Annotated in this window: 22 protein-coding genes; 6 read left to right on the top strand and 16 right to left on the bottom strand. The window is 65.7% G+C overall.

The window, feature by feature from the left end:
- Window positions 1-48: 48 nt before the first annotated feature.
- Window positions 49-336 carry a co-chaperone GroES gene (gene groES, locus AC07NK_RS18250; RefSeq protein ID WP_495172043.1) on the bottom strand — a complete coding sequence of 96 codons (288 nt, stop codon included), beginning with the start codon at window positions 334-336 and terminating at the stop codon, window positions 49-51.
- Window positions 337-621: 285 nt separating this feature from the next.
- On the opposite strand from groES, the gene AC07NK_RS18245 reads away from it, so the two are divergent.
- From AC07NK_RS18245 to AC07NK_RS18225, 5 genes are all read left to right on the top strand, one after another.
- Entirely contained in the window at window positions 622-1,422 is an 801-nt protein-coding gene (locus AC07NK_RS18245) for a hypothetical protein (RefSeq protein ID WP_495172042.1), read from the top strand.
- Between the two features lie 54 nt (window positions 1,423-1,476).
- Complete coding sequence (locus AC07NK_RS18240) at window positions 1,477-3,060, top strand: ShlB/FhaC/HecB family hemolysin secretion/activation protein (RefSeq protein WP_495172041.1); 1,584 nt, start codon at window positions 1,477-1,479, stop codon at window positions 3,058-3,060.
- Window positions 3,061-3,345: 285 nt separating this feature from the next.
- The gene (gene sppA, locus AC07NK_RS18235; RefSeq protein WP_495172040.1) at window positions 3,346-5,238 is read left to right on the top strand and encodes a signal peptide peptidase SppA; all 1,893 of its coding nucleotides are present in this window, start codon (window positions 3,346-3,348) and stop codon (window positions 5,236-5,238) included.
- Window positions 5,235-5,792, top strand: coding sequence for a GNAT family N-acetyltransferase (locus AC07NK_RS18230; protein WP_495172039.1), 558 nt, complete (start codon window positions 5,235-5,237; stop codon window positions 5,790-5,792). The genes sppA and AC07NK_RS18230 overlap by 4 nt, the downstream gene beginning before the upstream one ends.
- Window positions 5,793-5,858: 66 nt before the next feature.
- Window positions 5,859-6,245: a hypothetical protein gene (locus AC07NK_RS18225; RefSeq protein ID WP_495172038.1), complete on the top strand. Its 387-nt coding sequence runs from the start codon at window positions 5,859-5,861 to the stop codon at window positions 6,243-6,245.
- Here AC07NK_RS18225 and AC07NK_RS18220 read toward each other — a convergent pair.
- The 13 genes from AC07NK_RS18220 to AC07NK_RS18160 form a co-directional block, all read right to left on the bottom strand.
- Complete coding sequence (locus tag AC07NK_RS18220) at window positions 6,242-6,874, bottom strand: trimeric intracellular cation channel family protein (protein ID WP_495172037.1); 633 nt, start codon at window positions 6,872-6,874, stop codon at window positions 6,242-6,244. The two genes, AC07NK_RS18225 and AC07NK_RS18220, sit on opposite strands and share 4 nt — an antisense overlap.
- 44 nt (window positions 6,875-6,918) lie before the next feature.
- On the bottom strand, window positions 6,919-7,938 hold the full coding sequence (locus AC07NK_RS18215; protein WP_495172036.1) for a CAP domain-containing protein: 1,020 nt from the start codon (window positions 7,936-7,938) through the stop codon (window positions 6,919-6,921).
- Window positions 7,939-8,049: 111 nt separating this feature from the next.
- A complete protein-coding gene (locus tag AC07NK_RS18210; RefSeq protein WP_495172035.1) occupies window positions 8,050-9,738 on the bottom strand; it encodes a GGDEF domain-containing protein in 1,689 nt (562 codons plus the stop codon).
- 140 nt (window positions 9,739-9,878) lie between these two features.
- Complete coding sequence (locus AC07NK_RS18205; protein WP_495172034.1) at window positions 9,879-10,967, bottom strand: serine hydrolase domain-containing protein; 1,089 nt, start codon at window positions 10,965-10,967, stop codon at window positions 9,879-9,881.
- Window positions 10,968-11,097: 130 nt separating this feature from the next.
- Complete coding sequence (gene lpdA, locus AC07NK_RS18200) at window positions 11,098-12,492, bottom strand: dihydrolipoyl dehydrogenase (RefSeq protein ID WP_495172033.1); 1,395 nt, start codon at window positions 12,490-12,492, stop codon at window positions 11,098-11,100.
- Between the two features lie 27 nt (window positions 12,493-12,519).
- Window positions 12,520-12,855: a hypothetical protein gene (locus AC07NK_RS18195; protein ID WP_495172032.1), complete on the bottom strand. Its 336-nt coding sequence runs from the start codon at window positions 12,853-12,855 to the stop codon at window positions 12,520-12,522.
- A 9-nt stretch (window positions 12,856-12,864) separates the two neighbouring features.
- The gene (gene odhB, locus AC07NK_RS18190; protein ID WP_495172031.1) at window positions 12,865-14,094 is read right to left on the bottom strand and encodes a 2-oxoglutarate dehydrogenase complex dihydrolipoyllysine-residue succinyltransferase; all 1,230 of its coding nucleotides are present in this window, start codon (window positions 14,092-14,094) and stop codon (window positions 12,865-12,867) included.
- Between the two features lie 20 nt (window positions 14,095-14,114).
- Complete coding sequence (locus tag AC07NK_RS18185) at window positions 14,115-17,081, bottom strand: 2-oxoglutarate dehydrogenase E1 component (protein WP_495172246.1); 2,967 nt, start codon at window positions 17,079-17,081, stop codon at window positions 14,115-14,117.
- 89 nt (window positions 17,082-17,170) lie between these two features.
- Entirely contained in the window at window positions 17,171-18,055 is an 885-nt protein-coding gene (gene sucD / locus AC07NK_RS18180) for a succinate--CoA ligase subunit alpha (RefSeq protein WP_495172030.1), read from the bottom strand.
- The gene (locus AC07NK_RS18175; protein WP_495172029.1) at window positions 18,056-18,637 is read right to left on the bottom strand and encodes a hypothetical protein; all 582 of its coding nucleotides are present in this window, start codon (window positions 18,635-18,637) and stop codon (window positions 18,056-18,058) included.
- Window positions 18,637-19,599: a malate dehydrogenase gene (gene mdh / locus AC07NK_RS18170; RefSeq protein ID WP_495172028.1), complete on the bottom strand. Its 963-nt coding sequence runs from the start codon at window positions 19,597-19,599 to the stop codon at window positions 18,637-18,639. Before mdh ends, AC07NK_RS18175 begins: the two co-directional genes overlap by 1 nt.
- Before the next feature lie 110 nt (window positions 19,600-19,709).
- Window positions 19,710-20,819: an acyltransferase family protein gene (locus AC07NK_RS18165; RefSeq protein WP_495172027.1), complete on the bottom strand. Its 1,110-nt coding sequence runs from the start codon at window positions 20,817-20,819 to the stop codon at window positions 19,710-19,712.
- A 34-nt stretch (window positions 20,820-20,853) separates the two neighbouring features.
- A complete protein-coding gene (locus tag AC07NK_RS18160; RefSeq protein ID WP_495172026.1) occupies window positions 20,854-21,273 on the bottom strand; it encodes a VOC family protein in 420 nt (139 codons plus the stop codon).
- A 58-nt stretch (window positions 21,274-21,331) separates the two neighbouring features.
- Here AC07NK_RS18160 and AC07NK_RS18155 point away from each other — a divergent pair, with 58 nt between their 5' ends.
- The gene (locus tag AC07NK_RS18155; protein WP_495172025.1) at window positions 21,332-21,877 is read left to right on the top strand and encodes a winged helix-turn-helix transcriptional regulator; all 546 of its coding nucleotides are present in this window, start codon (window positions 21,332-21,334) and stop codon (window positions 21,875-21,877) included.
- A 3-nt stretch (window positions 21,878-21,880) separates the two neighbouring features.
- On the opposite strand, the gene AC07NK_RS18150 is transcribed toward AC07NK_RS18155, so the two are convergent.
- The gene (locus tag AC07NK_RS18150; protein WP_495172024.1) at window positions 21,881-22,288 is read right to left on the bottom strand and encodes a hypothetical protein; all 408 of its coding nucleotides are present in this window, start codon (window positions 22,286-22,288) and stop codon (window positions 21,881-21,883) included.
- A gap of 9 nt (window positions 22,289-22,297) precedes the next feature.
- The gene (gene zapE, locus AC07NK_RS18145) at window positions 22,298-23,407 is read right to left on the bottom strand and encodes a cell division protein ZapE (protein WP_495172023.1); all 1,110 of its coding nucleotides are present in this window, start codon (window positions 23,405-23,407) and stop codon (window positions 22,298-22,300) included.
- Window position 23,408 lies beyond the last annotated feature (1 nt).

Raw genomic sequence — 23,408 nt, 5'->3', positions numbered from 1 at the left:
TCAAAAGTCACACCGCCACGCGTGCGCGAGGCGGTGCGGTGAATGAGGTCAGGCGATGATCCCGAGGATATCGCTTTCCTTCATGATCAGCAGGTCTTCGCCGTTGACCTTGACCTCGGTGCCGGACCACTTGCCGAACAGAATGCGGTCGCCGGCCTTGACGTCGAGCGGGGTCACTTCGCCCTTCTCGTTCTTCGAGCCCGAACCGGCGGCGACGACTTCGCCTTCCTGCGGCTTTTCCTGGGCGGTGTCGGGGATAATGATGCCGCCGGCGGTCTTGGCCTCGGCCTCGACGCGACGAACAAGCACACGGTCGTGCAGCGGACGAAAGTTCATGGAGCTCTCCTGAACGCGGGTTGAAATTGTTGGCACTCCCCTGAAGCGAGTGCCAGCGCCCGGCATATGGATGCGGGGTCTGGTATCGTCAACCGCAGCCGCGGCGAGTCCGGAAAAGAATCCGACAGGCGGAGGAACGTTCGGCGCTACAGTAGATGGCAAGTAAACTGAAAATAAATGATTCAGTAACTACGATTTATTCCAAGTTCATGGAACCTACTGCAGTGAATAGAATTTTCTGTCATCATCGATGCGTGAAAGTATCGATAGGACAGGAGATGCGTCATGACTGGAAAAACGGCCATTTGGCCGGTGCTGGTGTTCGCCTCCACGGCGGCATTGGCACTGGCAGCGTGCGAAAGTTCCGGAAATTATCGGGTCGGATGGGTCGGCGACAACCCGCCACCTTCGAGTTCGAGCAGTTCGGGCGGCTCGAGCAGCTCGTCCGGTGGGTCGGGCAGCTCATCGGGAGGAAGTTCGGGTGGGTCGAGCAGTTCGTCGGGCGGCACCGGCAGCTCGGGCGGCGCCACCGGGCTGGTCGGCAATCTGATCGTCACCGCGGGGAACACGGTGATCGGCGTTGCTGGCAAGCATGACCAACTGGCGCAGGTGGTGAACGGCAAGCTTCCGGTAGCGGGAATCGTTACCGGTACCGTCACCCGCGTGCTCGACCGGACCGGGCAGACTTTGGTCAATCTGGGTGAAGGCAGCGGCACCGGCGGGCTGATCCTCGACGGGGTCGGCGGCAAGCTGGGCGCGCTGGTCGCGATCGATCTGGGCAAGGGGCAGGTGATTGCCGCACCCGAAGGGTCGAAGCCGCTGATTGGGCTCAACGTGCTCGCACAGAACCCCGGCACGGGTTCGCTGGCGACGGTAGGCGCCGCGACCGGCGGAAAGCTGGTCGCGCTCGACGTGAACGGCACGCTCGGAAACACGGGCGGGCTGCTGGGCGGTACCACGAACGGCCTGGTCGGAACGACTAAGGGCGTGGTGCAGACCACCACCGGCACAGTCGGCAATTTGCTGGGCAAGAACGGCCAGAATGGCGGGTTACTCGGCGGCCTTACACCCAAGAAGAACGACTGAGCCTCCTGCGCCCGCGCCAGCCAGCGCGGGCGCCTCCATGGCGAGGATGGAAAGATGATGCTGGCAGCCATGATGGCGCTGGCCGCCGCTGCGAGTCCGCAGGACGGCACCCGGCTGATCGACCGTAACCGGATCGATCGCCCGAGCCCGACCGTACCGCAGCTCAAGCCGGCGCCGCCGATCGAGCACGCAAAGATCAAGGCCAGCGGCACCGGACGACCGATCCGCGGCATCCGGTTCCGTGGGGCCGAAGCGCCGCGCCCCGTGGCGCGCGCGGCCGAGGCGTTTCTGGGGCGGCCGATGGACGCCGGGACGCTCGCCGAGCTCGCCGGAAGCCTGTCGCGGGCCTATGGCAAGAGCGACATCGCGCTGTATACGATCGCGATCCCCGAGCAGGATTTCGCCAACGACGTGGTCGAGGTGCTGCTGACCGAAGGCCGGATCGCGCAAGTCGAGATCAAGGCGCCGCGCGGCAGCCACCGGCTGCTTGGTGCGCGGGCGGGGCGGATGACGACCGAAGCCCCGCTGAGCCGGGCGACGTTCGAACGGCAGTTCACGCTGATGCGCGCGATCCCCGGCCTGACGGTCGAGCCGGAATTCAACGATCCGCAGAACAATGGCGCGCTCAACCTGACGCTGACGCCGCGACAGAAGCGGCGCAGGATCACCGCCGGTTTCAGCAATCGCGGCGTCGACCTGACCGGGCGCGGGCAGTTCGACCTTAACGCCGAATTCTATGGCCTGGCAGGTGAGGGTGACCAGCTGACACTGAGCCTGTCGTCGGCGAGCGATTTCAGGCGCTATCGCTATGCCGCGGCGGGCTATCAGGCGCCCTTGACGGCGAGCGGGCTGACCTTTGCCGCGAACGCCGCCTGGCTGGAGACGCGGCCGCGCGGCTATGCCGGCAAGGGTATTGCGAAGCTGGCGGGGGTGACGCTGTCCTATCCGCTGGTGCGCAGCTTTCACCGCGCCGCGGACCTGAGCGTGGGCGTCGACGGGATCAACAGCGACAATGCCGTGCTGGGCAATCTGATCGCGACCGAACGGACACGCGCGGTACGGGTTGCGGCGGGGATCAGCGACACGCGCGAGAAACGGTCCTGGGCGGTGAGCGCGGCGGCGTCGCAGGGGATCGACATGTTCGGTGCGCGGGTGATCGAACCGTTCGCGCAGAAGCGCTTCCGCAAGGTGAGCGGTGCCGCGAGTGTTGCGCAGGCGCTGGGCAAGCGCGTGGCGGTGCGGCTGAACCTGTCGGGCCAGTATAGCGGCGACCGGCTGCCTGCGGCGGAGCGCTTTTCGGTCGGGGGCGAGGTGCTGGGGCGCGCATTCGACACCGCCTTCCTGACCGCCGACAAGGGCGCGGGAGCGCTGGGCGAGCTGGCGGTGCGCCCGCTTAAAAGCGGGGCGTTCGCGGCGAGCGAACTCTATGCCTTCGCCGACCGTGCCTGGATCGGCATCGCGCCGCGCGGGATCGATCCCGGGATCGACCTGTCGATGGCATCGGCGGGGGTCGGCGGGCGGATCAGGTTCAGGGAGAAGGCCGAGATCGGGCTGGAGGCGGCGACCGCAATCGACGATCCTTACCCCGCGTTCGACGAGGACTGGCGGATTTCGGTGATGTGGAAGCTGTCGCTTTAGGATCGAAGGAACCGCCGCGTCCTCCCGCCTGCGATCGTCATCCCGGCCTTGTGCCGGGATCCACGGTGCCGCGCCGGCGGGGCTTGAGCCTTTGGTCCATGCGCTGCCTCCCGGTGGATCCCGGCACAAGGCCGGGATGACGGCCTGAGGGAATGCTCTTCTCTCCTGAGACGCCGGACGCCATCGCGCACCTGTATTGCGTCCTTAACACAGCCTCGTTATCGCTTGCTCCAAAGCCTTGCCTGTGCGTCAAGAGACGCGGGGCATCTTCGAGGAGCAGAAGACGTGAAACTGGTGCGCGGCGCATGGAAGCTGCTGGTCGGGATCAAGGACGGACTCGTCCTTCTGTTCATGCTGTTGTTCTTTATCGGATTGTTCGCGGTGCTTTCGGCACGGCCCAATCCGGCGGCGGTCAAGGACGGCGCGCTGGTGGTCAACATCGACGGCATGATCGTCGAACAGCCTTCGGAAGCCGATCCGTTCGCAGCGTTCGGGGGCGGCGATACGATCCGCGAACACCGGACGCGCGATCTGGTGCGCGCGCTCGACGCAGCCAAAGGCGATGCCCGCGTGAAGGTGGTGGTGCTCGACCTCGACCGGTTCATGGGCGGCTATCCTGCTGCAGTCGCCGAGGTAGGGCAGGCCGTCGCGCGGGTGCGTGCCGCGGGGAAGCCGGTGCTCGCTTATGCCACCGGCTATACCGACAGCGGCTATTTGCTGGCAGCGAATGCGAGCGAGATCTGGGTCCATCCGATCGGCGGCACGCTGTTCACCGGGCCGGGTGGCTCGCGCCTCTATTATAAGGGACTGATCGACAAGCTCGGCGTCACTGCGCACGTCTACAAGGTCGGCAAATTCAAGTCGGCGGTCGAGCCGTATCTCCTGACCGGCCAGTCGCCCGAGGCGAAGGCCGCGAACGAGGCGCTCTATGGCACGATCTGGAGCCAGTGGCAGGAAGCGGTCGCCAAGGCACGGCCCAAAGCGAAGCTCGCCCAGACGATCGCTCAGCCCGATGTGGTGGTCGCGGCGGCCAATGGCGACATCGCCAAGGCGAACCTCGACGCCGGGCTGGTCGACAAGCTGGGCGACCGGCTGGCGTTCGGCAAGCGCGTCGCGGAGATCGCGGGCGCAGATGCCAGCAAGCCCGCAGGCAACTATAAGAGCATCAAGCTGGCCAATTGGCTGGAGGCCAACCCGGCGCCCAAGGGCGGCGACGCGATCGGCGTGATCACCGTCGCGGGCGAGATCGTCGACGGCAAGGCGGGACCGGGCACCGCGGGCGGCGACACGGTTTCTGCGCTGCTGCTCAAGGGCCTTGCCGAGAAGAAGCTCAAGGCGCTGGTCGTCCGCGTGGACTCGCCGGGCGGGTCGGTGCTGGCGTCCGAGCGCATCCGTCAGGCGATCCTCGAAGCCAAGGCGCAGAAGCTGCCGGTGGTGGTTTCGATGGGCAGCCTTGCCGCGTCGGGCGGATATTGGGTCTCGACGCCGGCCGACGTGATCTTCGCCGAGCCGAACACGATCACCGGATCGATCGGCATTTTTGGCGTGATCCCGACCTTTGAGAACACACTCGCCAAGATCGGGGTGACCAGCGACGGGGTGAAGACCACGCCGCTGACCGGCCAGCCGGATCTCTATGCCGGCACCAACGAGACGCTGGACCGTGTCCTGCAGTCGGGGATCGAGCAGGGCTATCGCCGCTTCATCACTCTCGTCGCGCAGTCGCGCAAGCTGACCCCGGAGCGGGTGGACGAGATCGGTCAGGGTCGCGTCTGGGACGGCGGCACCGCGCGCCAGCTGGGGCTGGTCGACCGGTTCGGCAACCTTAGTGACGCGGTCGCCGAGGCGGCGAAGCGTGCCAATCTCGATCCGGCCAAGGTGCATGCACTGTACCTCGAGCGGGAGCCGGGCTGGTTCGAACAGCTGTTCGCGAGCTTTGCCACGAGCGGTGACGAGGAAGAGGAAGCCGCGCCCGAGAGCGGCGGCGACCTATATGCCCGTATCGCAGCCGACCGGCGCGCGGTGTTCGGTCAGGCGCTTGGAGATGCAAAGCGGCTGGCGATGGGGTCGTCGATGCAGGCACGCTGCCTTGAATGCGGCGCGCTCGGCCCGAGCGCTGTGAATGCGCGGGCGGATGTCAGGCTGATCGACCTGATCTTGGCGAGGATCGGCCTGTGATCAAGCTTCGCGCCGCCGAGTCCGCCGATGCCGCGGCGATTGCCGCCATCTATGCCCCTTATGTGCTGACGGGGACGGTGAGCTTCGAGTTCGATCCCCCCGATGCGCGTCAGATGCGCGCGCGGATGGAATCGTCCGATGGTCTTTTCCCATGGATCGTCGCGACCAATGGCGAGGGCAAGGGCGTGCTGGGCTATGCCTATGCCACGCGCTTCCGCGAGCGTGCAGCGTATCGCTATGTCGTCGAGACGTCGGTCTATGTCGCGGGTGCGGTGCAGGGGCAGGGGATCGGCCGGCTGCTCTATGAGGCGCTGATCGACACGCTGCGCGCGCAGGGCTTCACCCAGGCGATTGCGGTGATCTCGCTGCCCAACGACAGCTCGATCCGTAACCATGAGCAGGTCGGCTTCCGCCGTGCCGGGCAGCTGCGTGAGATCGGGTTCAAGGAAGGCCGCTGGGTCGATATCGGCATCTGGCAGTGCGAGCTGAACAATGCGGTTACGCCGCCGGTCGAGCCGAGGCCGTTCAGCGAGACGGGCGTGGTGCGCGACTGAGATTCGTCATATTATTTCTACGTTAAGAATGACTTGGCGGTTGTGGCGCGCTAGGTTCAGCGCACCATGTCCGCCCCCCTGACGCACCGGATCATCGTCGACCGCCCGCGCAAGCTGGTGATCGTCGAGGCGTATACGGTCCTGTCGCCCGAGGATTCGAGCTGGGTCGGCGAGGAGCTGCGTGCCGCGATCCAGACTTTCGGGGACGAGATCGGCCAGCATGTGACGCTCTACGACGTGAGCGGCGTCCCCGCGGTGCCGACTGCGACGATCGACATGATGATGGAGTCGTTCGATCATCCGGCAGTCCGCGCGCTGTGGGCGCGCAAGGTCGCGTTCGTGGTGACCAATGCGACCGGGCGCATGCAGGGCAAGCGCCTGCAGAAGATACGGCCCGATTTCGGTATCTTCGCCAGGCGCGACGCGGCGATCGCCTGGCTGATGGAGCCTTAGCGCCTGCCGCGATAGGCGGGGAGCTTGATCTTCCAGGCGATGGCGGCGGCGCGCAGGGCGAAGCCGGCAATGGCGGCGATCACTGCGGCAACGAGCAGCGGCAATCCCGCAAGCATCAGCAGCACATAGAGGCCGGAAGAGAGCGCGGCGGCGGTGACGTAGAGCTCGGGCCGCATCAGGATCGACGGTTCGCCTGCGAGTACATCGCGGATGATACCGCCGCAGCAGGCGGTGAGTACGCCCATCAACGCCGCCGGAACGGGCGGGATGCCGAAGCTGAACGCCTTGGCGGCCCCGAACACCGCATAGGCGGCGAGGCCGAGCGCATCGAGCCAGTCGAGCGCTGCGCCGTGCCACCATTTCTGCGGCGTCACCCAAATCAGCAATGCGACGCCGAGGCACAGCGCAGAGACATAGGGGTGGTGGACCCACCATACCGGCGCGCCGATCAGCAGATCGCGGATCGTGCCGCCACCGACTCCGGTGATCAGTGCGAAGAAAGCGGCGGTGACCATAGTCTGTCCGTGCCGCGCCGCCGCCAATGCGCCGGTGGCGGCGAACAGCGCGATGCCGAGCAGGTCGAGAAGCGGTAGAACGGTGCCGAGCTGGGCGAGGGCAGGCGGGGTCATTCCAAGACCCTAGCCGAGCCTTTCAGAGGGAAAAAGCGCTTCGGTTACGGGACGATGCGGAAAGTGTAACTGTAGGCCCCCTGCGGTGCGCCACGCACCCCCGCAATGGTCACCGTATAGCTGGTATTGGCGGCGAGTCCGGTGGCGCGCCACTGGATGTTGTTGGCGATGCCGTAGCCGTCATTGTCGCGGCTGATATTGGTGACGGGAAGATCGCCCGAGGGTCCACGCACCGTGACGGTGGCGGCCGAGAAATCGACCGAGCGGTCGGCGCCGTTGTCGCTGCTGCTCGGTACCACCGAGAAGGAAAGATAGTCGGTCAACGCAAAATAGCGCGACGGATAGTCGCCCTGCGGGAAGCCGACATAGGACGGGACGGTCGTGGGTGCAGGGCCTGCGCTCACGAAACCGAACACGCGCATCGACGCGGTGGTGGCGCGACGGCCGTCGGGAAGCAGCGCCGAAACGCGGCCATAAGAGGTCTTGCGCAGGAAAGGGTGGAGGATCCAGCGGCGATGGCCGAGCGAGGCGGTGCCGCCCTCGCGCAGCCAGCCTGCGAGCAGATCGTCCTCGCTGTCGAAGCCGAGACCGGTGCCCCAACCGCCGATCAGGTTGCTCGCGCCTGCGCCGCTCGCGCCGCCACTGGTGTAGCAGCGCCAGCTGGCCGGCGGGGTGTGGCTGAGCGCGACATTGGCGGCCATCATCAGCGAGGACTCGGCCTGCTGGACATCCTCGTCGGTCGAATAGGTGACGGGCGCAAGGCCGTGACGCGCGCGGATATCGTTCAGACGCGCGAGAAATTCGGTCTTCACCGCCGCCTTGAGTGTGCCTGCACGGCACCCGGCGATGTCGGGCTGGACGTCGTAATAGCCCGCGACGCCCGCCCATGTGGTGGGCAGCGGTGACGGCGAGGGTGTCGGTGACGGGCTCGGTGCCGGCGTGGGGGTGGTGGTTGGCGTCGGGGTCGGGGCGACGATGACGCCGCTGTCTCCACTTCCTCCGCCGCAAGCGGCGGTCATCAGGGTGAGGGCGACGAGCGGAAGGGGCCAGACGGGTTTGCGCATCCGCGCTGAACGCGCCTTGAGCGGTGCGGGTCCGGGTTAGCGCGCGGCTAACCCTGATTTTGCGTCGGCTGGCCGGGGGCGGTGGTCGAATTTACGGCTTCGAGCCGCGCGCTATTCGGCGGCAAGAAGCTGGTCGCGGATCGGATCGATCAGCGGCGGTGCCGTCACCACGCGGTTGCGGCCCTGTTCCTTGGCGACATAGAGCGCCGCGTCCGCAGCCTGCATCAGATCATGCACCGATGACGAGGTGATCGGGATGGAGGCGACGCCGAACGACGCGGAGATATCGATCCCCGGCTGCGACAGCGCAGCGATGCCGATGCGCAGCCGCTCGGCCTTATGCGCGGCATCCTCGAGACTGCAATTGGGCATCACGACCAGCAGTTCCTCGCCGCCATAGCGGCAGGCGACGTCGGTTTCGCGTGACTGATGGGTGATGACCGAAGCCGCGTCGCGCAGCACCGTATCGCCCTTGGCATGGCCGTGCTGGTCGTTGAGCCGCTTGAAATGGTCGAGGTCGATCATCACGACCGACACCTCTTGCTTCTCGCGCTGCGCAAGCTGAACCGCGCGCTGGAGCGCGTCTTCCATATAGCGCCGGTTGTAGAGGCCGGTCAGCGGATCGCGCAGCGCCTGGCTGCGCAGCTTGGCGCCGAGCGCGAGATTGGCGAGCGCGAGCGACATCGCATCGGCAAGCGCGGTGCCGAGCCCTGCGACCTCCTGAAGGCGGACATCGCCATCGGCGCGGGTGGTCTGGATGCAGAACAGGCCAAGCACCTCGCCACGCGCAGCCATCGGGATTTCGAGCACGAAGGCGCCTTCGGCATGATGCTCGCAGCGCAGCTTGTCGCCGCCGGGGTGGTTGACGTGCGGCTTGCCGCGCTTGAGCGCCCAGCATTGGTTGAGGCCGATGGTATCGGCGGGAGCAGGGCCGTCGCCGAGGTTCCAGCTCGCCGAAAGCACCAGCCGGTCGCGCGAATTGCTGAACACATAGAGCGTGCCGGTCAGGTCGGGCAGCAGCTCCATCGCGGTCGCGCGCAGCACCATGTTCGCGTCGCTCTGGTCCTGTGCGCTCTGGAGCATGTCGGTCATCTCGAAGAGGCGCATGACCTCTTCGCGCGAGCGCGTGGCGTTGTCGACCGCCAGCGCGCGCGCTTCGGCCTCCGCTGCGCCCCGCCGGGCCGCGAACAGGAACACGGCGATGCAGAACAAGCCACTCGCAAGCTGAAGGATCACGACCGCCTTGATCGTGAAATCGATATTGCCCTGCGCGCGGTCGTTATGCGCGTCGAGTTGCTCGATCTGGACGATCATCGCATCGACCACTGCTGTGGTCCGTTGCCGGATGCCGAGCGTGTCGTGCAACGCACGCGCGCCGGCAAGGTCACCCGCCTCGATGCGTTCCATGATCGCCGTCCAGCCACGTCTCACGCTGCCGATGACTGCGATGGTGCTGGTTTCGCGCCGGTCGAACCGGATGGTCTGCGGGAAGTGGTTGACCGGCTGGCCGTCGAGCTTGTCGATCGCCGTGCGATAGCGGCCGGCATGGGCGGCGGCGCCATCGACCATGGCGTTGAGCACGGCGACATCGGCTTCCATCAGCGCCTGCCGCGCGATGCGGATATGGCGGCTTTCCATACGGCCGTTGCGCAGTTCGGCTTCCTGCCCCGAAACATAGGCGAAGCTTGCGATCATGACGCCGATCATCAGCAGCATCAGCGCGATGATCGTGCTGGTGGTTCCCGGACGGGCCATCGCCGACGGCGTGTCGGCGGAAAGAGGATTCGTGGTGCTTGTCATGCGCTCATTCGTACAGGCCGAGGGGAATCCGGCAGCGGACGACATAGCGGAGACATGGATGAGAAGCGGCTAACGGAGGTGGTTAATGCGGGGTTGGGGCGGCGGCGGGTGATCAACCCGCCGCCGCAAACGATGGTGGCCTATTTGCTGTTAGCTTGCGGTTCGCTTGCCAGCGTCACCGTCCCGCCGCGTGCCAGTGTGAGCATCGCCTTGCCCAGCCGGCTGGCCGCGCCGCCGTTGAGGTTGGCGAGTACGACGACGGTGAGCTTGCGATCGGGATCATAGCCGAGCCAGGTGTTGAAGCCGTTGATCCCGCCGCTGTGCGAGATGGTGCTGCTGCCATCGGCAGTGACGACGTTGACGCCCAATGCGTAGTTGTTCTTGAGCGGCGTCAGATATGCCTTGAGCGATTCCGGCGTGAGCAGCTTGCCGCCGAACAGGCCGCGCTGCCATTTGAGCAGGTCGTGCGACGTCGAGTAGAGCGCGCCCGCCCCCTGGGGAACCGTCATCGCGACATAGTCGGCGTTGACCACGCCCTTGGGCGAGGGGGTGTAGCCCGCAGCACGGCGCGGGATGATCGTGGCGTGATTGTCATAGCCGGTGTCGGCCATGCCCAGCGGCTTGAAGATACTGTCCGTCAGAAAGGTCGCATAGGGCTGGCCGCTCGCCGCTTCGATGATCGCGGTGAGCAGGACATAGCCCGAGTTGGAATAGGCGTATTTCTCGCCCGGCTGGAAATCGAGCGGCTTGTCGCTGAAGCGCGCGATCAGGCTCGCGGGTGTCGTCTCGAGCGTCTGCAGCTTCGCATAATCGGGGAAGGAGGTGAAATTGGGGATGCCGCCGGTATGGGTGAGGAGGTTGCGGACCGTTACCTGGTCCCATGCCGCGGGCGCATCAGGCAGATAGGTCTTGATCGGCGCGTCGAGCTTCACCTTGCCGCGTTCCTGCAGCAGCAGGATGGCAGTGGCGGTGAACTGCTTGGTCAGCGATCCGATGCGGAACTTGGTGTCGCCGTCACTGGCGATCTTCCATTCGAGATTCGCCGAGCCATAGCCCTTGTCGAACAGGATCTTGCCGTCGCGCGCGACGAGGACGACGCCCATGAACTCGCCCTTGTCGGCATCGGCGCGGACGACCGCGTCCATCCGGGCGGGGTCTGCCTTCGCAGCATCCTGCGCAACGGCGGGCGTGGCGAGGACGAGCGCAAGGCCGGCGGCGTATCTGAGCATCGAGTTCTCCAATATGTTGTATAACCGTTATGATACAACCGATTGGAGGAGCGCAAGCCGGATCGGCGAGGCGGCCGTCACGGCAATGACGGCGGACGCGGCAGTGGCCGCGCCCGCCGATCTGGCCAGATCAGATGTGGATCGGCTTGCCCGTCACCGCCATCGCCGCTTCCTTGATCGCCTCGCTGTGCGTGGGATGGGCGTGGCAGGTATAGGCGATATCCTCGCTGGTCGCGCCGAACTCCATCGCCTGCGCGGCCTGCGCGATCATCGTTCCGGCAACGCTGGTGATGATCCACACGCCGAGCACGCGATCGGACTTGGCGTCGGCGATGACCTTCACAAAGCCGTCGGGCTCATGGTTGGTCTTGGCGCGGCTGTTGCCGGCCATCGGGAACTTGCCGACCTTGACTTCGCCCTTGGCCTTGGCGGCTTCCTCGGTCAGGCCGACGCCGGCGATCTCGGGCATGGTGTAGACCACCGACGGGATGACGTCGTGGTTCACGATGCCGGTGAGGCCGGCGATGTTCTCGGCGACCGCGATGCCTTCGTCCTCGGCCTTGTGGGCGAGCATCGGGCCGGGGATGACGTCGCCGATCGCCCAGATGCCGGGGACCGAGGTCTTGAAGCTGTGGTCGGTCTCGATCTGGCCGCGCTGGTTGACGGTCAGGCCGGCCGCTTCGAGGCCGAGGCCATCGGTGTTGGGCTTGCGGCCGATCGCGACGAGGACATTGTCCGCCTCGATCGTCTCGGCGGCGCCGCCCGCGGCGGGCTCGACGGTGATCGTGGCCTTCTTGCCCTTGACGGCAACACCGGTGACCTTGGTGCCGGTCTTGAACTCGATGCCCTGCTTCTTGAAGAGCTTGGCGGCTTCCTTGCGCACGTCGGCGTCGAAGCCGGGCAGGATCTGGTCGAGATACTCGACCACGGTGACCTTGGCGCCGACGCGGCGCCACACGCTGCCGAGCTCAAGTCCGATCACGCCGCCGCCGATGACGACGAGATGCTCGGGAACCTTGGCCAGCTCGAGCGCGCCGGTGGAGTCGACGACGATTTTCTGGTCGATCTCGACGCCGGGCAGGGGCGTGACCGACGAGCCGGTGGCGATGATGATGTTCTTCGCGCGGACCTCACGGTCGCCGACCTTGACGCTGTCCTTGCCCGTGAAGGCGGCATAGCCCTTGAGCCATTCGACCTTGTTCTTCTTGAACAGGAATTCGATGCCGCCGGTCAGGCCCTTGACCGCGTCGAGGCGCTGCGCGTGCATCGCTTCGAGGTCGAGCTCGACCTTGCCGAGCTTGACGCCGAGCTTGGCGAGCGCGCCGCTGGCGGCTTCCTCGTACAGCTCCGACGCATGGAGCAGCGCCTTGGACGGGATGCAGCCGACGTTGAGGCAGGTGCCGCCCAGCGTCTCGCGCCCCTCGGCGCACGCGGTCTTGAGCCCGAGCTGCGCCGCACGGATCGCGGCGACATAGCCGCCGGGTCCGGAACCGATCACGAGGACGTCGAAGTCGTATTCAGCCATTTCTTTGCTCCTCGGCGAAGTTGCCGATCAGTCTGTCATTGAAAATTGCTGGCCCGTTTCAGCTTCCCAAGCTTCCCGTACATCATATGGGGTCGGCCCAGAATGAAACTTGGCGTAGAAAAACGAGGTAGCCTCAGAGGCATCGGGAAATTGCCCAAGCTCACGCCACAATCCGCGCTCGGTATAGGCAACGACCCATCGTTCACCCTCTCCATATAGGCAGAGGCAATCGTCGCATGGTTGCAGAGCGTCGAACGTCAGCGCCAACTGCCAAACACGCTGCTCCACACCGCTTTTCAAGAGCGCGAAGCGGAGAAGGTCGAGGCTCTTGCGAGCCTCTCGCTCTTCAATGTGCTGCGGCAATCTCACCCCTTACAGGTCGATCAGCAGGCGGGTCGGGTCCTCGATCGCGTTCTTGAGCGCAACGAGGAAGGTGACCGCCTCACGGCCGTCGATCAGGCGGTGGTCGTAGGACAGCGCGAGATACATCATCGGGCGGATGACGATCTGGCCGTCGCGGACGACCGGGCGATCCTCGATGCGGTGGAGGCCCAGCACCGCCGACTGCGGCGGGTTGATGATCGGGGTCGACATCAGCGAGCCGAACACGCCGCCGTTGGAGATGGTGAAGGTACCGCCCTTCATCTCTTCCATCTTGAGCGTGCCGTCCTTGGCGCGCTTGCCGAAGTCGCCGATCGTGCGCTCGACCTGAGCGACCGACATCTTGTCGGCGTCGCGGATCACCGGGACGACCAGGCCCTGCGGCGCGGAGACCGCGACCGAGATGTCGGCATAGTCGTGATAGACGATCTCTTCGCCGTCGATTTGGGCGTTGACCGCAGGAATGTCCCTGAGGGCCATGGTCGCGGCCTTCACGAAGAAGCCCATGAAGCCGAGACGGACGCCGTGCTTCTTCTCGAACAGGTCCTTGTACTTGGTCCGGGCCTCGATCACCGCCGTCATGTCGACGTCGTTGAAGGTGGTGAGCAGCGCCGCGGTGTTCTGCGCTTCCTTGAGGCGGCGGGCGACGGTCTGGCGCAGGCGCGTCATGCGCACGCGCTCTTCCTTGCGGTCGCCCGTGGCCGGAGCGGCAGCGGCGGGTGCGGCTGCTGCGGCCGGAGCGGCGGCGGGCGCCGCGGTCTTGGCCGAAGCGGCGACGACCACGTCTTCCTTGGTGATGCGGCCGTCCTTGCCGGTACCCTGAACGGTCGAGGGATCGACGCCATGCTCGAGGATCGCGCGACGGACCGACGGCGAGAGCGCAGCGGCTTCGACATCCTGTGCCGGCTCGGCTGGAGCGGCGGCCGGGGCTGCAGCTGCCGGAGCCGCGGCGGGCGCAGCAGCCGGGGCTGCAGCGGCGCCGGCGCCGGCTTCGACCGTGCCGATCAGCGCGCCGACATTGACGGTGTCGCCGACCTTGGCGGCGTGGGCGCCCATGACGCCGGCGACGGGTGCGCCGACCTCGACCGAGACCTTGTCGGTCTCGAGACTCACAACAGGCTCATCGGCGGCGACGGCGTCGCCCGGCTGCTTCAGCCATTCGCCCACGGTGGCTTCGGTGATGGATTCGCCCAGAACGGGAACGAGGATTTCGGTGGCCATGGTTCAGTCCTTCCTGGCGATCACGCGCCGGCCTTGCCGGCGGTCTTTTGGTCTTCGGTCTTGCGTGCGCGGCGGATTTCATTGCGCACATTATGGCCGAGCGCGTCGGCGACAAGTGCGCCCTGCTCGGCCTGGTGGCGCTTCATCAGGCCCGTGGCGGGCGATGCCGCCGGGGCGCGGCCCGCATAGCGCGGACGCTGTGGCGTGATGCCCGCTTCGACCATGCACGCTTCGATATAGGGTTCAACGAAGAACCAGTAGCCGCCATTCTTCGGCTCCTCCTGCGCCCACACCACTTCCTCGACATTGGGCATGCGCGCGAGGCGCGCGACCAGAGGTTCGCCGGGGAAGGGGTAGAGCTGCTCGATGCGGATGATCGCGGTGTTCTTGTCGCCCGCCGCATCACGCGCCTCGATCAGGTCATAGGCGACCTTGCCGGTGCACAGCACGACGCGCTTCACATCCTTGTCAGCCGGGGCCGACGGATCCGAAAGGATGCGCTTGAAGTGCGTATCACCCTGGAAGTCGGCCGCGGTCGACACTGCCAGCTTGTGGCGGAGCAGCGACTTTGGCGTCATGATGACCAGCGGCTTGCGGAAGTTGCGGTGCATCTGCCGGCGCAGCAGGTGGAAGTAATTGGCCGGCGTGGTCACGTTCGCGACCTGCATATTGTCGCCCGCACACGATTGCAGGAAGCGCTCGGGGCGTGCCGAGCTGTGCTCAGGACCCTGGCCCTCATAGCCGTGCGGCAGCAGCATCACGAGCCCATTGGCGCGGAGCCACTTGGCCTCGCCCGACGAGATGAACTGGTCGATCATGATCTGCGCGCCGTTGACGAAGTCGCCGAACTGCGCCTCCCACAGCACCAAAGTCTTGGGATCGGCGAGCGCATAGCCATACTCGAAGCCGAGCACGCCATACTCGCTCAGCGGGCTGTCGAGGACCTCGAAGCGGCCGTGCGGAATCTCGTTCAGCGGCACATATTTGTGCTCGTCGGTCTGATCGACCCAGACGGCATGACGCTGGCTGAACGTGCCGCGGCCCGAATCCTGCCCCGACAGGCGCACGCCATAGCCTTCCGACAGCAGCGCACCGAAGGCCAGAGCCTCCCCGGTCGCCCAGTCGAAATTCGCGCCTGACTTGAACATCGCCGCCTTGGCGTCGAGTACGCGGTTGAGCGTCTTGTGCGGCGTCAGATCGCCAGGGACGGTGGTCAGCGTACGGCCGAGGCTGTCGAACAGCTTCTTGTCGATGCCGGTCTCGACGTTGCGGCGCGCGGTCTCCGCGTCCATCGGTGCGCTCAGACCCTGCCAGCGGCCGCCGAACCAGTCGGCCTTGTTCGCCTTGTAGCTCGCGCCCGCGGTGAACTCGTCCTCGAGATGCGCGGTGAAGGCCGCAGCCTGGGTCTTGGCGAATTCGCCGTCGATCACGCCTTCGCCCTCGAGCCGCTTGGCATAGAGGTCGCTGACACCGGGATGGCCCTTAATCTTGGCGTACATCAGCGGCTGAGTGAACGAGGGCTCGTCGCCTTCGTTGTGGCCGAAGCGGCGATAGCACCACATGTCGATGACGATGTCGCGCTTGAAGGTCTGGCGGAACTCGATCGCCATCTTGCAGGCGAAGGTCACCGCCTCGGGATCGTCGCCGTTGACGTGGAAGATCGGCGCCTGGACGCCCTTGGCGACGTCCGACGGATAGGGCGACGAGCGCGCGAATTGCGGGCTGGTCGTGAAGCCGATCTGGTTGTTGATGATGAAGTGGACGCAGCCGCCGGTATTGTAGCCGCGGATGCCCGAGAAGCCGAGGCACTCCCACACGATGCCCTGGCCCGCGAATGCCGCGTCGCCATGGATCAGTACCGGCAGGACCTGCTCGTGATCCTCGAGATCGTTGCGGTTGGTCTGCTGCGCGCGGACCTTGCCGAGCACGACCGGATCGACCGCCTCGAGATGCGAGGGGTTGGCGACCAGCGACATATGGACGTTGATGCCGTCGAACTCACGGTCGGTACTGGTGCCGAGGTGGTACTTCACGTCGCCCGAACCGCCGATGTCGTCCGGGTTGGCCGAGCCGCCGGCGAACTCGTGGAAGATGACACGATAGGGCTTCGCCATCACCGTGCCGAGCATGTTGAGGCGGCCGCGATGCGCCATGCCATAGACGATCTCGCGCACGCCCTGCGCGCCGCCGTACTTGATGATCGCTTCCATCGCCGGGATCATCGATTCTCCGCCGTCGAGGCCGAAGCGCTTGGTGCCGACGTACTTGCGGCCCAGGAACTTCTCCCACTGCTCGGCTTCGATCACCTTGGACAGGATCGCCTTCTTGCCCTCGGGCGAGAACTCGATCGCCTTGTCCTTGCCCTCCATGCGGTCCTGCAGGAAGCGACGCTCCTCGACATCGGCGATGTGCATATATTCGAGGCCGACATTGCCGCAGTAGTTGCGGCGCAGGATCTCGACCAATTCGCGGATCGTGCCCTTTTCAAGACCGAGCGCACCGCCGAGATAGATCGGACGGTCGAGATCGGCGGCGGTGAAGCCGTGATATTCTGGCGTCAGGTCAGCGGGCAGGTTCTGGTGCGACAGGCCGAGCGGGTCGAGATTGGCGGCAAGATGGCCGCGCACGCGATAGGTGCGGATCAGCAGCATCGCGCGGATCGAATCGTTCGCGGCGCGCGCGATGTCGGCGGACGAGGCAGCGGGCGCCGCGACCGGGGCGGGAGCCGCGCCGCCGCGGGCGGGCTTGGGCGCCGGCTCCATCTGGGTCGGGTCGAGCGCCGCGGTGAGCGCGTCGGTGTCGCTGAGCGGCCAGTTGGCACGCTCCCAGCTCGGACCGTTGACGGTGCCTTCGAGCCCGTCGAACCACTCGCGCCAGCCGGCCTCGACGGACGACGGGTCCGCCTTCCACTTGGCGTACAGCGTCTCAACGAACGCGGGGCTTACGCCACCGGCGATGTCTGCGAAATCCAGGCCTTCAGCGCCCACCATCTTCCTCATTCCTTCGTCACCCGGCCGCTGCCGGGATCTTCAAACCGCACGATGCCCCGGCGCGAACCGGGGCGCCGGCGTGTTCGTCAGCCCTTCAGCACCTCAACCAGCGTCGAGCCGAGCTCCGACGGGCTGGCCGAAACGCGGATGCCGGCGGCTTCCATCGCTGCAATCTTGCTTTCGGCGTCGCCCTTGCCGCCCGACACGATCGCGCCGGCATGGCCCATGCGGCGGCCCGGAGGCGCCGTGCGGCCTGCGATGAAGCCGGCCATCGGCTTCTTGCGGCCGCGCTTGGCCTCGTCGATCAGGAACTGGGCAGCCTGCTCCTCGGCGTCGCCGCCGATTTCGCCGATCATGATGATCGACTTGGTCGCCTCGTCGGCGAGGAACAGCTCAAGCACGTCGATGAAGTTGGTGCCGTTGACGGGGTCGCCGCCGATGCCGACTGCGGTCGTCTGGCCAAGGCCTGCATTGGTGGTCTGGAACACAGCTTCATAGGTAAGCGTGCCCGAGCGCGAAACAACGCCCACCGAACCTTCGGAGAAGATGCTGCCCGGCATGATGCCGATCTTGCACTGGTTCGGCGTCAGCACGCCGGGGCAGTTCGGACCGATCAGGCGGGTCTTCGAGCCGCTGAGCGCGCGCTTGACCTTGACCATGTCGAGCACCGGAATGCCTTCGGTGATGCAGACCACCAACGGGATCTCGGCATCGATCGCCTCAAGGATCGAGTCCGCGGCGAAGGGCGGCGGCACGTAGATGACCGAGGCATCGGCGCCGGTCTTGCTCTTCGCTTCCGCGACGGTGTCGAACACGGGCAGGCCGATATGCTCGGTGCCGCCCTTGCCGGGGGTGACGCCGCCGACCATCTGAGTGCCGTAGGCCAGTGCCTGCTGGGTGTGGAAAGTGCCGGTCTCACCGGTCATTCCCTGGGTGATGACCTTGGTATTGCGGTCGATCAGAATCGACATTCAGAAACCTCCAGTAGCTTGGCTGACGAAAATCAGCCCTTGGATTCCATAGGATACGCCGAGCGGATGACCGCGCGGCACGTAGGTGATTTCGAGGCTGACGCCCGGCTGCCACGGCTCCCACCGCCGCTTGCTGGCAGCGCCATTGGCCTGAACGGTATTGGGTGCGGCTCCGACCCAACCGTCGATCGCTTCGCGTGCCGGAGCGGCGGGGGCGTCGAGGTCGTAGGCGCGGCAGCCATTGGCCCAGCCGCCCTTGCCGGTCCGGACGCTGCTGGTGGTCAGCCACACATCACGCCCATCGAAGCGGCCGCGGAATGTCTGGCCGAAGATCTTCGCGTCCGGCTCGGCCTTGCGCATCGCATCGCGGCCCTTGGCGATAATCGCGGTGACGCGCGGATCAGCCTTCGCCTCGGCAATTTCGGTCCAGCCCGCGGCGGCAGCGGCCGCGCTGACACCATCAAACTTCTGAACGTTGAAGCACGCCGCCTTGAATGCGCTGAACAACGGCGACGGCGCAGGCAATGCCTGCGCCGTTCCGACCGTCGCTGCGATCAGTCCAAAGGCGGCGAGTGCTGGCATCAGCCGAGCGAGCTGTCGATGCCCTTGCAGGCGACCAGCAGTTCCTTGACCGCGTCGACCGAGACCTCGAGGTTCGCCTTGGCCTCCTCGTTCAATTCGATCTCGACAATCTGCTCGACGCCGCCGGCGCCGATGATCACCGGCACGCCGACATAGAGGTCATCGACGCCATACTGGCCGGTCAGGTGCGCGGCGCAGGGCAGCAGGCGCTTCTGATCATAGAGATAGGCTTCGGCCATCGCGATGCCGCTGGTGGCGGGGGCATAGAAAGCCGAGCCGGTCTTGAGCAGGCCGACGATCTCGCCGCCGCCCGAACGGGTGCGCGCGACGATGGCGTCGATGCGCTCCTGGGTCGAGCGGCCCATCTTGATGAGGTCGGGGATCGGGATGCCCGCGACGGTCGAATATTCGACCACTGGCACCATCGTGTCGCCATGGCCGCCGAGCACGAAGCTGTTCACTTCCTTGACCGACACCTGGAATTCTTCCGCGAGGAAATGGCTGAAGCGTGCGCTGTCGAGCACGCCGGCCATGCCGACGACCTTGTTGTGCGGCAGGCCCGAGAATTCGCGCAGCGCCCACACCATCGCGTCGAGCGGGTTGGTGATGCAGATGACGAAGGCGTCGGGGGCGTTGGCGGCGATGCCCTCGCCGACGGCCTTCATGACCTTGAGGTTGATGCCGAGCAGGTCGTCGCGGCTCATGCCCGGCTTGCGGGCGACGCCGGCGGTGACGATGATGACGTCCGCGCCCGCGATATCGGCATAGTCGTTGGTGCCAGTGATTTTGGCGTCGAACCCTTCGACCGGGCCGCACTGCGACAGATCGAGCGCCTTGCCCTGAGGGACGCCTTCGACCACGTCGAACAGGACGATGTCACCGAGACCCTTGAGCGCGGCGAGGTGGGCGAGCGTGCCGCCGATATTGCCGGCGCCGATAAGGGCGATCTTCTTGCGGGCCAAATGAGCCTCCCTAAAACAAGGTTGGGCGGCTCCAATGACTCTCCGGGCCGCAGGGAACGACCGCGCATTAGGCGCTTTGGTCCCCTGCGGCAACAGCCGAATTGTGCCTGTCAAGGAAATCTTTGCACTTGCGAATTAATTGCAATAATGGGCGTTTTCCCCGGTTTGTCGTTCCGCTTGCGATCGCGGAACTCCAGGGCGGGGCGCTCGATCAACCCGTATAGAGCAGCGGAAAGGCCGATGGCTGTTGCGAGCTGGAACGCGATGATCCCGGCCGGATGCGTGACTCCAAGCGAGGGTGCCAGCGCCTCTGCTGTCCGGCCGAGGCTGGCGTGCCAGATATAGAGCGAGTAGGCGATCGCTCCTAGGGCGGCGAAGGCGCGAGCGGGCGCGTCAGCCCATCGCGGCATCTGGGCATCGAGCATCGCCAGCACCAATGCACCCGAACCGAACGCGGCGAGTGTAAAGCCGATCGTATGGCGGAATGGCTCAGCGTCGCCGATAGCGATCGCGCTGAAGCAGCTCAGGGCAAGCGCCAGCAATGTGGTACGATGGCGCCCGGCAGCGGCGATCCAGTGCGGCCGGTAGAGCGAGCAAGCGGCGATCGCGACTCCGATCGCCAGTCCTTCCAGCCGGAACTGGGTTTGCCATTGCAGAGAGAGTGGTGGCACGCCTGCGGCGAAGGCGAGCAGGCGAAGCGTGAATGAGAGGCTGGCGATCGCCACAAGACCGAAGAGCAGATGAGATGGCCCGCGCCGCAGCAGCAAGGGAAGCAGGAGCGCGGCACCAAGGTAGAAATGCTCCTCAACCGCCAGCGACCATAAGTGGCTGGGCGTCGTCTCGTGATAGTTCTGGACATGAAGCAACACCGGCCAGATCGTCTGCCAGCCGTGCGCGCCACCCGCGACCCCCAATAGCGCGAGATAGGCGAACAAGGCAGGCCAGAGCCGCCATGCGCGGCGCCAGAGAAAGCGGGAGTAGCTGAACCCGCCGGTCGCGGCGGCTTCGTTCAGGATCATTCGGCCGACCAGGAAGCCGCTGAGCACGAAGAACAGATCGACGCCGGCCCACCCCGCGCGTTCGAAGGGGGAGGCCAGCATATCGAGCAATGGGCTGCCGGGCGCAGGTTGGAAATGGAACAGCAGTACGAGCAGGATCGCGATCCCGCGCACGACATCCAGCGCGAACGATCTTTCCCCGTTTGTCGTCGCTCCCCGCATGAGTCCGGGATAGCGCCACGGCGTTAATGGAGGTTTAGCCGGCGTTCTCGCCAGCCATATCCTGATAGAACATCAGTGCGTTGCCGTCGGGATCGAAGAAGGTGAGGTAGCGCACCATGCCGGGCACATCGGCGATCGGCCCGTCTTGCCGCACACCGGCCGCGTCGAGTGCCGCCTTCGCTGCCTCGATGTCCACGACTCCAAAGGTGAGCGTTGCCCCGCCACCGGCGGGCACGCTCTCGACCTGCGACAGGCCGACCGTGACGCGTGCGACGCTGGTCTCCATCTCGCACCATGCGATCTCGTCCATGCGGTAGAGCAATTTCATGCCGAGCACGCCGGTGTACCAGTCGATCGAACGGTCGAAGCTGGTGACGTTGATCGCGCAGGCGAGGCCGCCGTCATAGGCGATGGCCGAAGCAGCCGTGGTTTCGGCAGTTGCGGAACTTGCCATGTCATCCTCCATTGGTTATGGTTCCGTTTGTATAGTAGATTGTAATATGGTCAAGCCCATGAACGATCCGGTTCTTTCACCCGCGGTTCTGCAACTGCTCAGCGCCAGCCGCTGGGCGATCCCGGTGCTGGCGCTGCTCAGCCGCGAGCAGGGATCGCGCTTTGTGGTGATCGAGCGGCGCTTCGGCCTGTCGCGCAACAGCCTGACGCGTACGCTCGCCTATCTGCGCGAACAGGGCTGGGTGATGCCCAACCCCGGTCACGGCCACCCGCTGCGTCCCGAATATGTGCTGAGCGATGCCGGGCGCACGATCGGTGCAGCATGCGAGCGGATCGAGGGGGTGCGGGAGCGGCTGGGGCTGGACGCACCCGATTTGTCGCGCTGGACGTTGCCGGTGGCTGGCGGGCTGGAAGACGAGTGGACCCGGTTCAACGCGCTGCAGACGCGGCTGTCGCCGGTGACGCCGCGCGCGCTCTCGCTGACGCTGCAGGCGATGATCGGGCAGGATCTCGTGCGTCGGCGGCTGGAGGACCGGTTTCCGCCGGTGCCGCTCTATGGGTTGACGGAGCGGGGGGGCGAGTTGGCGGCGGCGGTGGTGGGGTGAGGCTTAGAGCGGCAAATCTTCGATTCGGTAGAGCGTGTCGTGCGTGATTCTAAATGCGCCGCCGAAAGAGTTTGATCCGGTAGCGAAACCACGGACTTCATAGTCTGTATCGAGGCGCAGCTTCGCCGGTGCGATCACAACGTTCGCTTGCTGACGGCCCTGCCCGTAGAAATGGGGATCATCTCCAAAGCAATCCCGCTCGACGGAATCTCCGTCGATCTTCCAGACTGGTTTGCCGGTGACACGTTCGGCGACTTCAATTTCGTAGATGCAGCCAAGCTCTTGCTCGATGCCGATGAATGCGATGCGCCCTTCGACAAATCGCGCCTGCACGATCGTTGCCTTTGAGCAGCCGGACAGCGTGGTAGCGAGCGCCAAGGACAACAGAGCGACGACTGCGCGAGAGATCATGGCGCGAGGCTAGACGCTCCCATGCCCCTGCGCCAGATAGTCCTCCGACTGCATCTCCATCAGGCGGCTGACGGTGCGTTCGAACTCGAACTTGCCGTCGCCTTGCGCATAGAGGTCCATCGGCGACGCGTCGGCCATCGCCAGCAGCTTGACCTTATGCTCGTACAGCGCATCGATCAGCGTGACGAAGCGCGCGGCCTCGTTGCGGTTCTCCGGGCCGAGGCGCGGGATGCCGACGATGATCACGGTGTGATAGCGGCGGGCGACGGCGAGATAGTCGGCCGCGCCGCGCGCTTCGCCGCATAGCCGCCTGAACGAGAAGACCGCGACACCCTTGAGGCTCTTGGGCACGTGCAGCGTGCGGCCCTGCACCTCGATATCCTCCGACGGCACGTTCGCGCGGTCCTCGACCGGATAGTCGGTCAGGCGGAAGAAGGCAGCGGAGAGCGTTGCGGTGTTGGCCGGGCTGTTGGGAACGAGCCACATGTCCATCAGGCCAAGCCGGTCGCGGCGATAGTCGGTCGGACCATTCAGCGGCAGGACGTCGAGCTTCTCCTTGAGCAACGCGATGAAGGGCAGGAAGGAGTCGCGCTGCAGCCCGTCCTTGTAGAGATCGTCGGGCGGGCGGTTGGAGGTCGCGACCACCGTCAGCCCCTCGGCCATCATCGCGGTGAACAGGCGCGAGAGGATCATCGCGTCGGCGGCGTTGTTGATGACCATCTCGTCGAAGGCGAGCAGACGCAGATTATGGGTCAGCGCCTTGGCGACGGGCACGATCGGGTCGCCGGACTCCTTCTTGCGCTCCTGGGCGATGCGGGCGTGAACCTCGATCATGAATTCGTGGAAATGGACGCGGCGCTTGCGGTCGATCTTCACGGTTTGGAACAGCAGGTCCATCAGCATCGATTTGCCGCGTCCGACGCCGCCCCACATGTATACACCCTTTGGCGCTTCGGGCGCCCGGCGGGCAAGGCGCCACAGCACGCTGCCCTTGCGCGGGCCGGTCTCCAGCTCGTGCGCGAGGTGGTCGAGTCGGCGCGCAGCCGCCGCCTGATCGGGATCGGCGCGAAGCTCGCCCGCGGCGACCAGCGCCTGATATTTTTCGAGAACCTTGGTCATC

This window comes from Sphingomonas sp. GW821-FHT09B04 (assembly GCF_059418285.1).
The sequence above is the reverse complement of the archived record's forward strand: the minus strand, read 5'-3'. Positions and strand labels throughout refer to the sequence as shown.

Excerpts from the sequence above, each read along its gene's own strand:
- groES (WP_495172043.1), bottom strand. The coding sequence starts at position 336 with ATGAACTTTCGTCCGCTGCACGACCGTGTGCTTGTTCGTCGCGTCGAG.
- AC07NK_RS18245 (WP_495172042.1), top strand. The coding sequence starts at position 622 with ATGACTGGAAAAACGGCCATTTGGCCGGTGCTGGTGTTCGCCTCCACG.
- AC07NK_RS18240 (WP_495172041.1), top strand. The coding sequence starts at position 1,477 with ATGATGCTGGCAGCCATGATGGCGCTGGCCGCCGCTGCGAGTCCGCAG.
- AC07NK_RS18225 (WP_495172038.1), top strand. The coding sequence starts at position 5,859 with ATGTCCGCCCCCCTGACGCACCGGATCATCGTCGACCGCCCGCGCAAG.
- AC07NK_RS18220 (WP_495172037.1), bottom strand. The coding sequence starts at position 6,874 with ATGACCCCGCCTGCCCTCGCCCAGCTCGGCACCGTTCTACCGCTTCTC.
- AC07NK_RS18215 (WP_495172036.1), bottom strand. The coding sequence starts at position 7,938 with ATGCGCAAACCCGTCTGGCCCCTTCCGCTCGTCGCCCTCACCCTGATG.
- AC07NK_RS18210 (WP_495172035.1), bottom strand. The coding sequence starts at position 9,738 with ATGACAAGCACCACGAATCCTCTTTCCGCCGACACGCCGTCGGCGATG.
- AC07NK_RS18205 (WP_495172034.1), bottom strand. The coding sequence starts at position 10,967 with ATGCTCAGATACGCCGCCGGCCTTGCGCTCGTCCTCGCCACGCCCGCC.
- lpdA (WP_495172033.1), bottom strand. The coding sequence starts at position 12,492 with ATGGCTGAATACGACTTCGACGTCCTCGTGATCGGTTCCGGACCCGGC.
- odhB (WP_495172031.1), bottom strand. The coding sequence starts at position 14,094 with ATGGCCACCGAAATCCTCGTTCCCGTTCTGGGCGAATCCATCACCGAA.
- sucD (WP_495172030.1), bottom strand. The coding sequence starts at position 18,055 with ATGTCGATTCTGATCGACCGCAATACCAAGGTCATCACCCAGGGAATG.
- AC07NK_RS18175 (WP_495172029.1), bottom strand. The coding sequence starts at position 18,637 with ATGCCAGCACTCGCCGCCTTTGGACTGATCGCAGCGACGGTCGGAACG.
- AC07NK_RS18165 (WP_495172027.1), bottom strand. The coding sequence starts at position 20,819 with ATGCGGGGAGCGACGACAAACGGGGAAAGATCGTTCGCGCTGGATGTC.
- AC07NK_RS18160 (WP_495172026.1), bottom strand. The coding sequence starts at position 21,273 with ATGGCAAGTTCCGCAACTGCCGAAACCACGGCTGCTTCGGCCATCGCC.
- AC07NK_RS18155 (WP_495172025.1), top strand. The coding sequence starts at position 21,332 with ATGAACGATCCGGTTCTTTCACCCGCGGTTCTGCAACTGCTCAGCGCC.
- AC07NK_RS18150 (WP_495172024.1), bottom strand. The coding sequence starts at position 22,288 with ATGATCTCTCGCGCAGTCGTCGCTCTGTTGTCCTTGGCGCTCGCTACC.
- zapE (WP_495172023.1), bottom strand. The coding sequence starts at position 23,407 with ATGACCAAGGTTCTCGAAAAATATCAGGCGCTGGTCGCCGCGGGCGAG.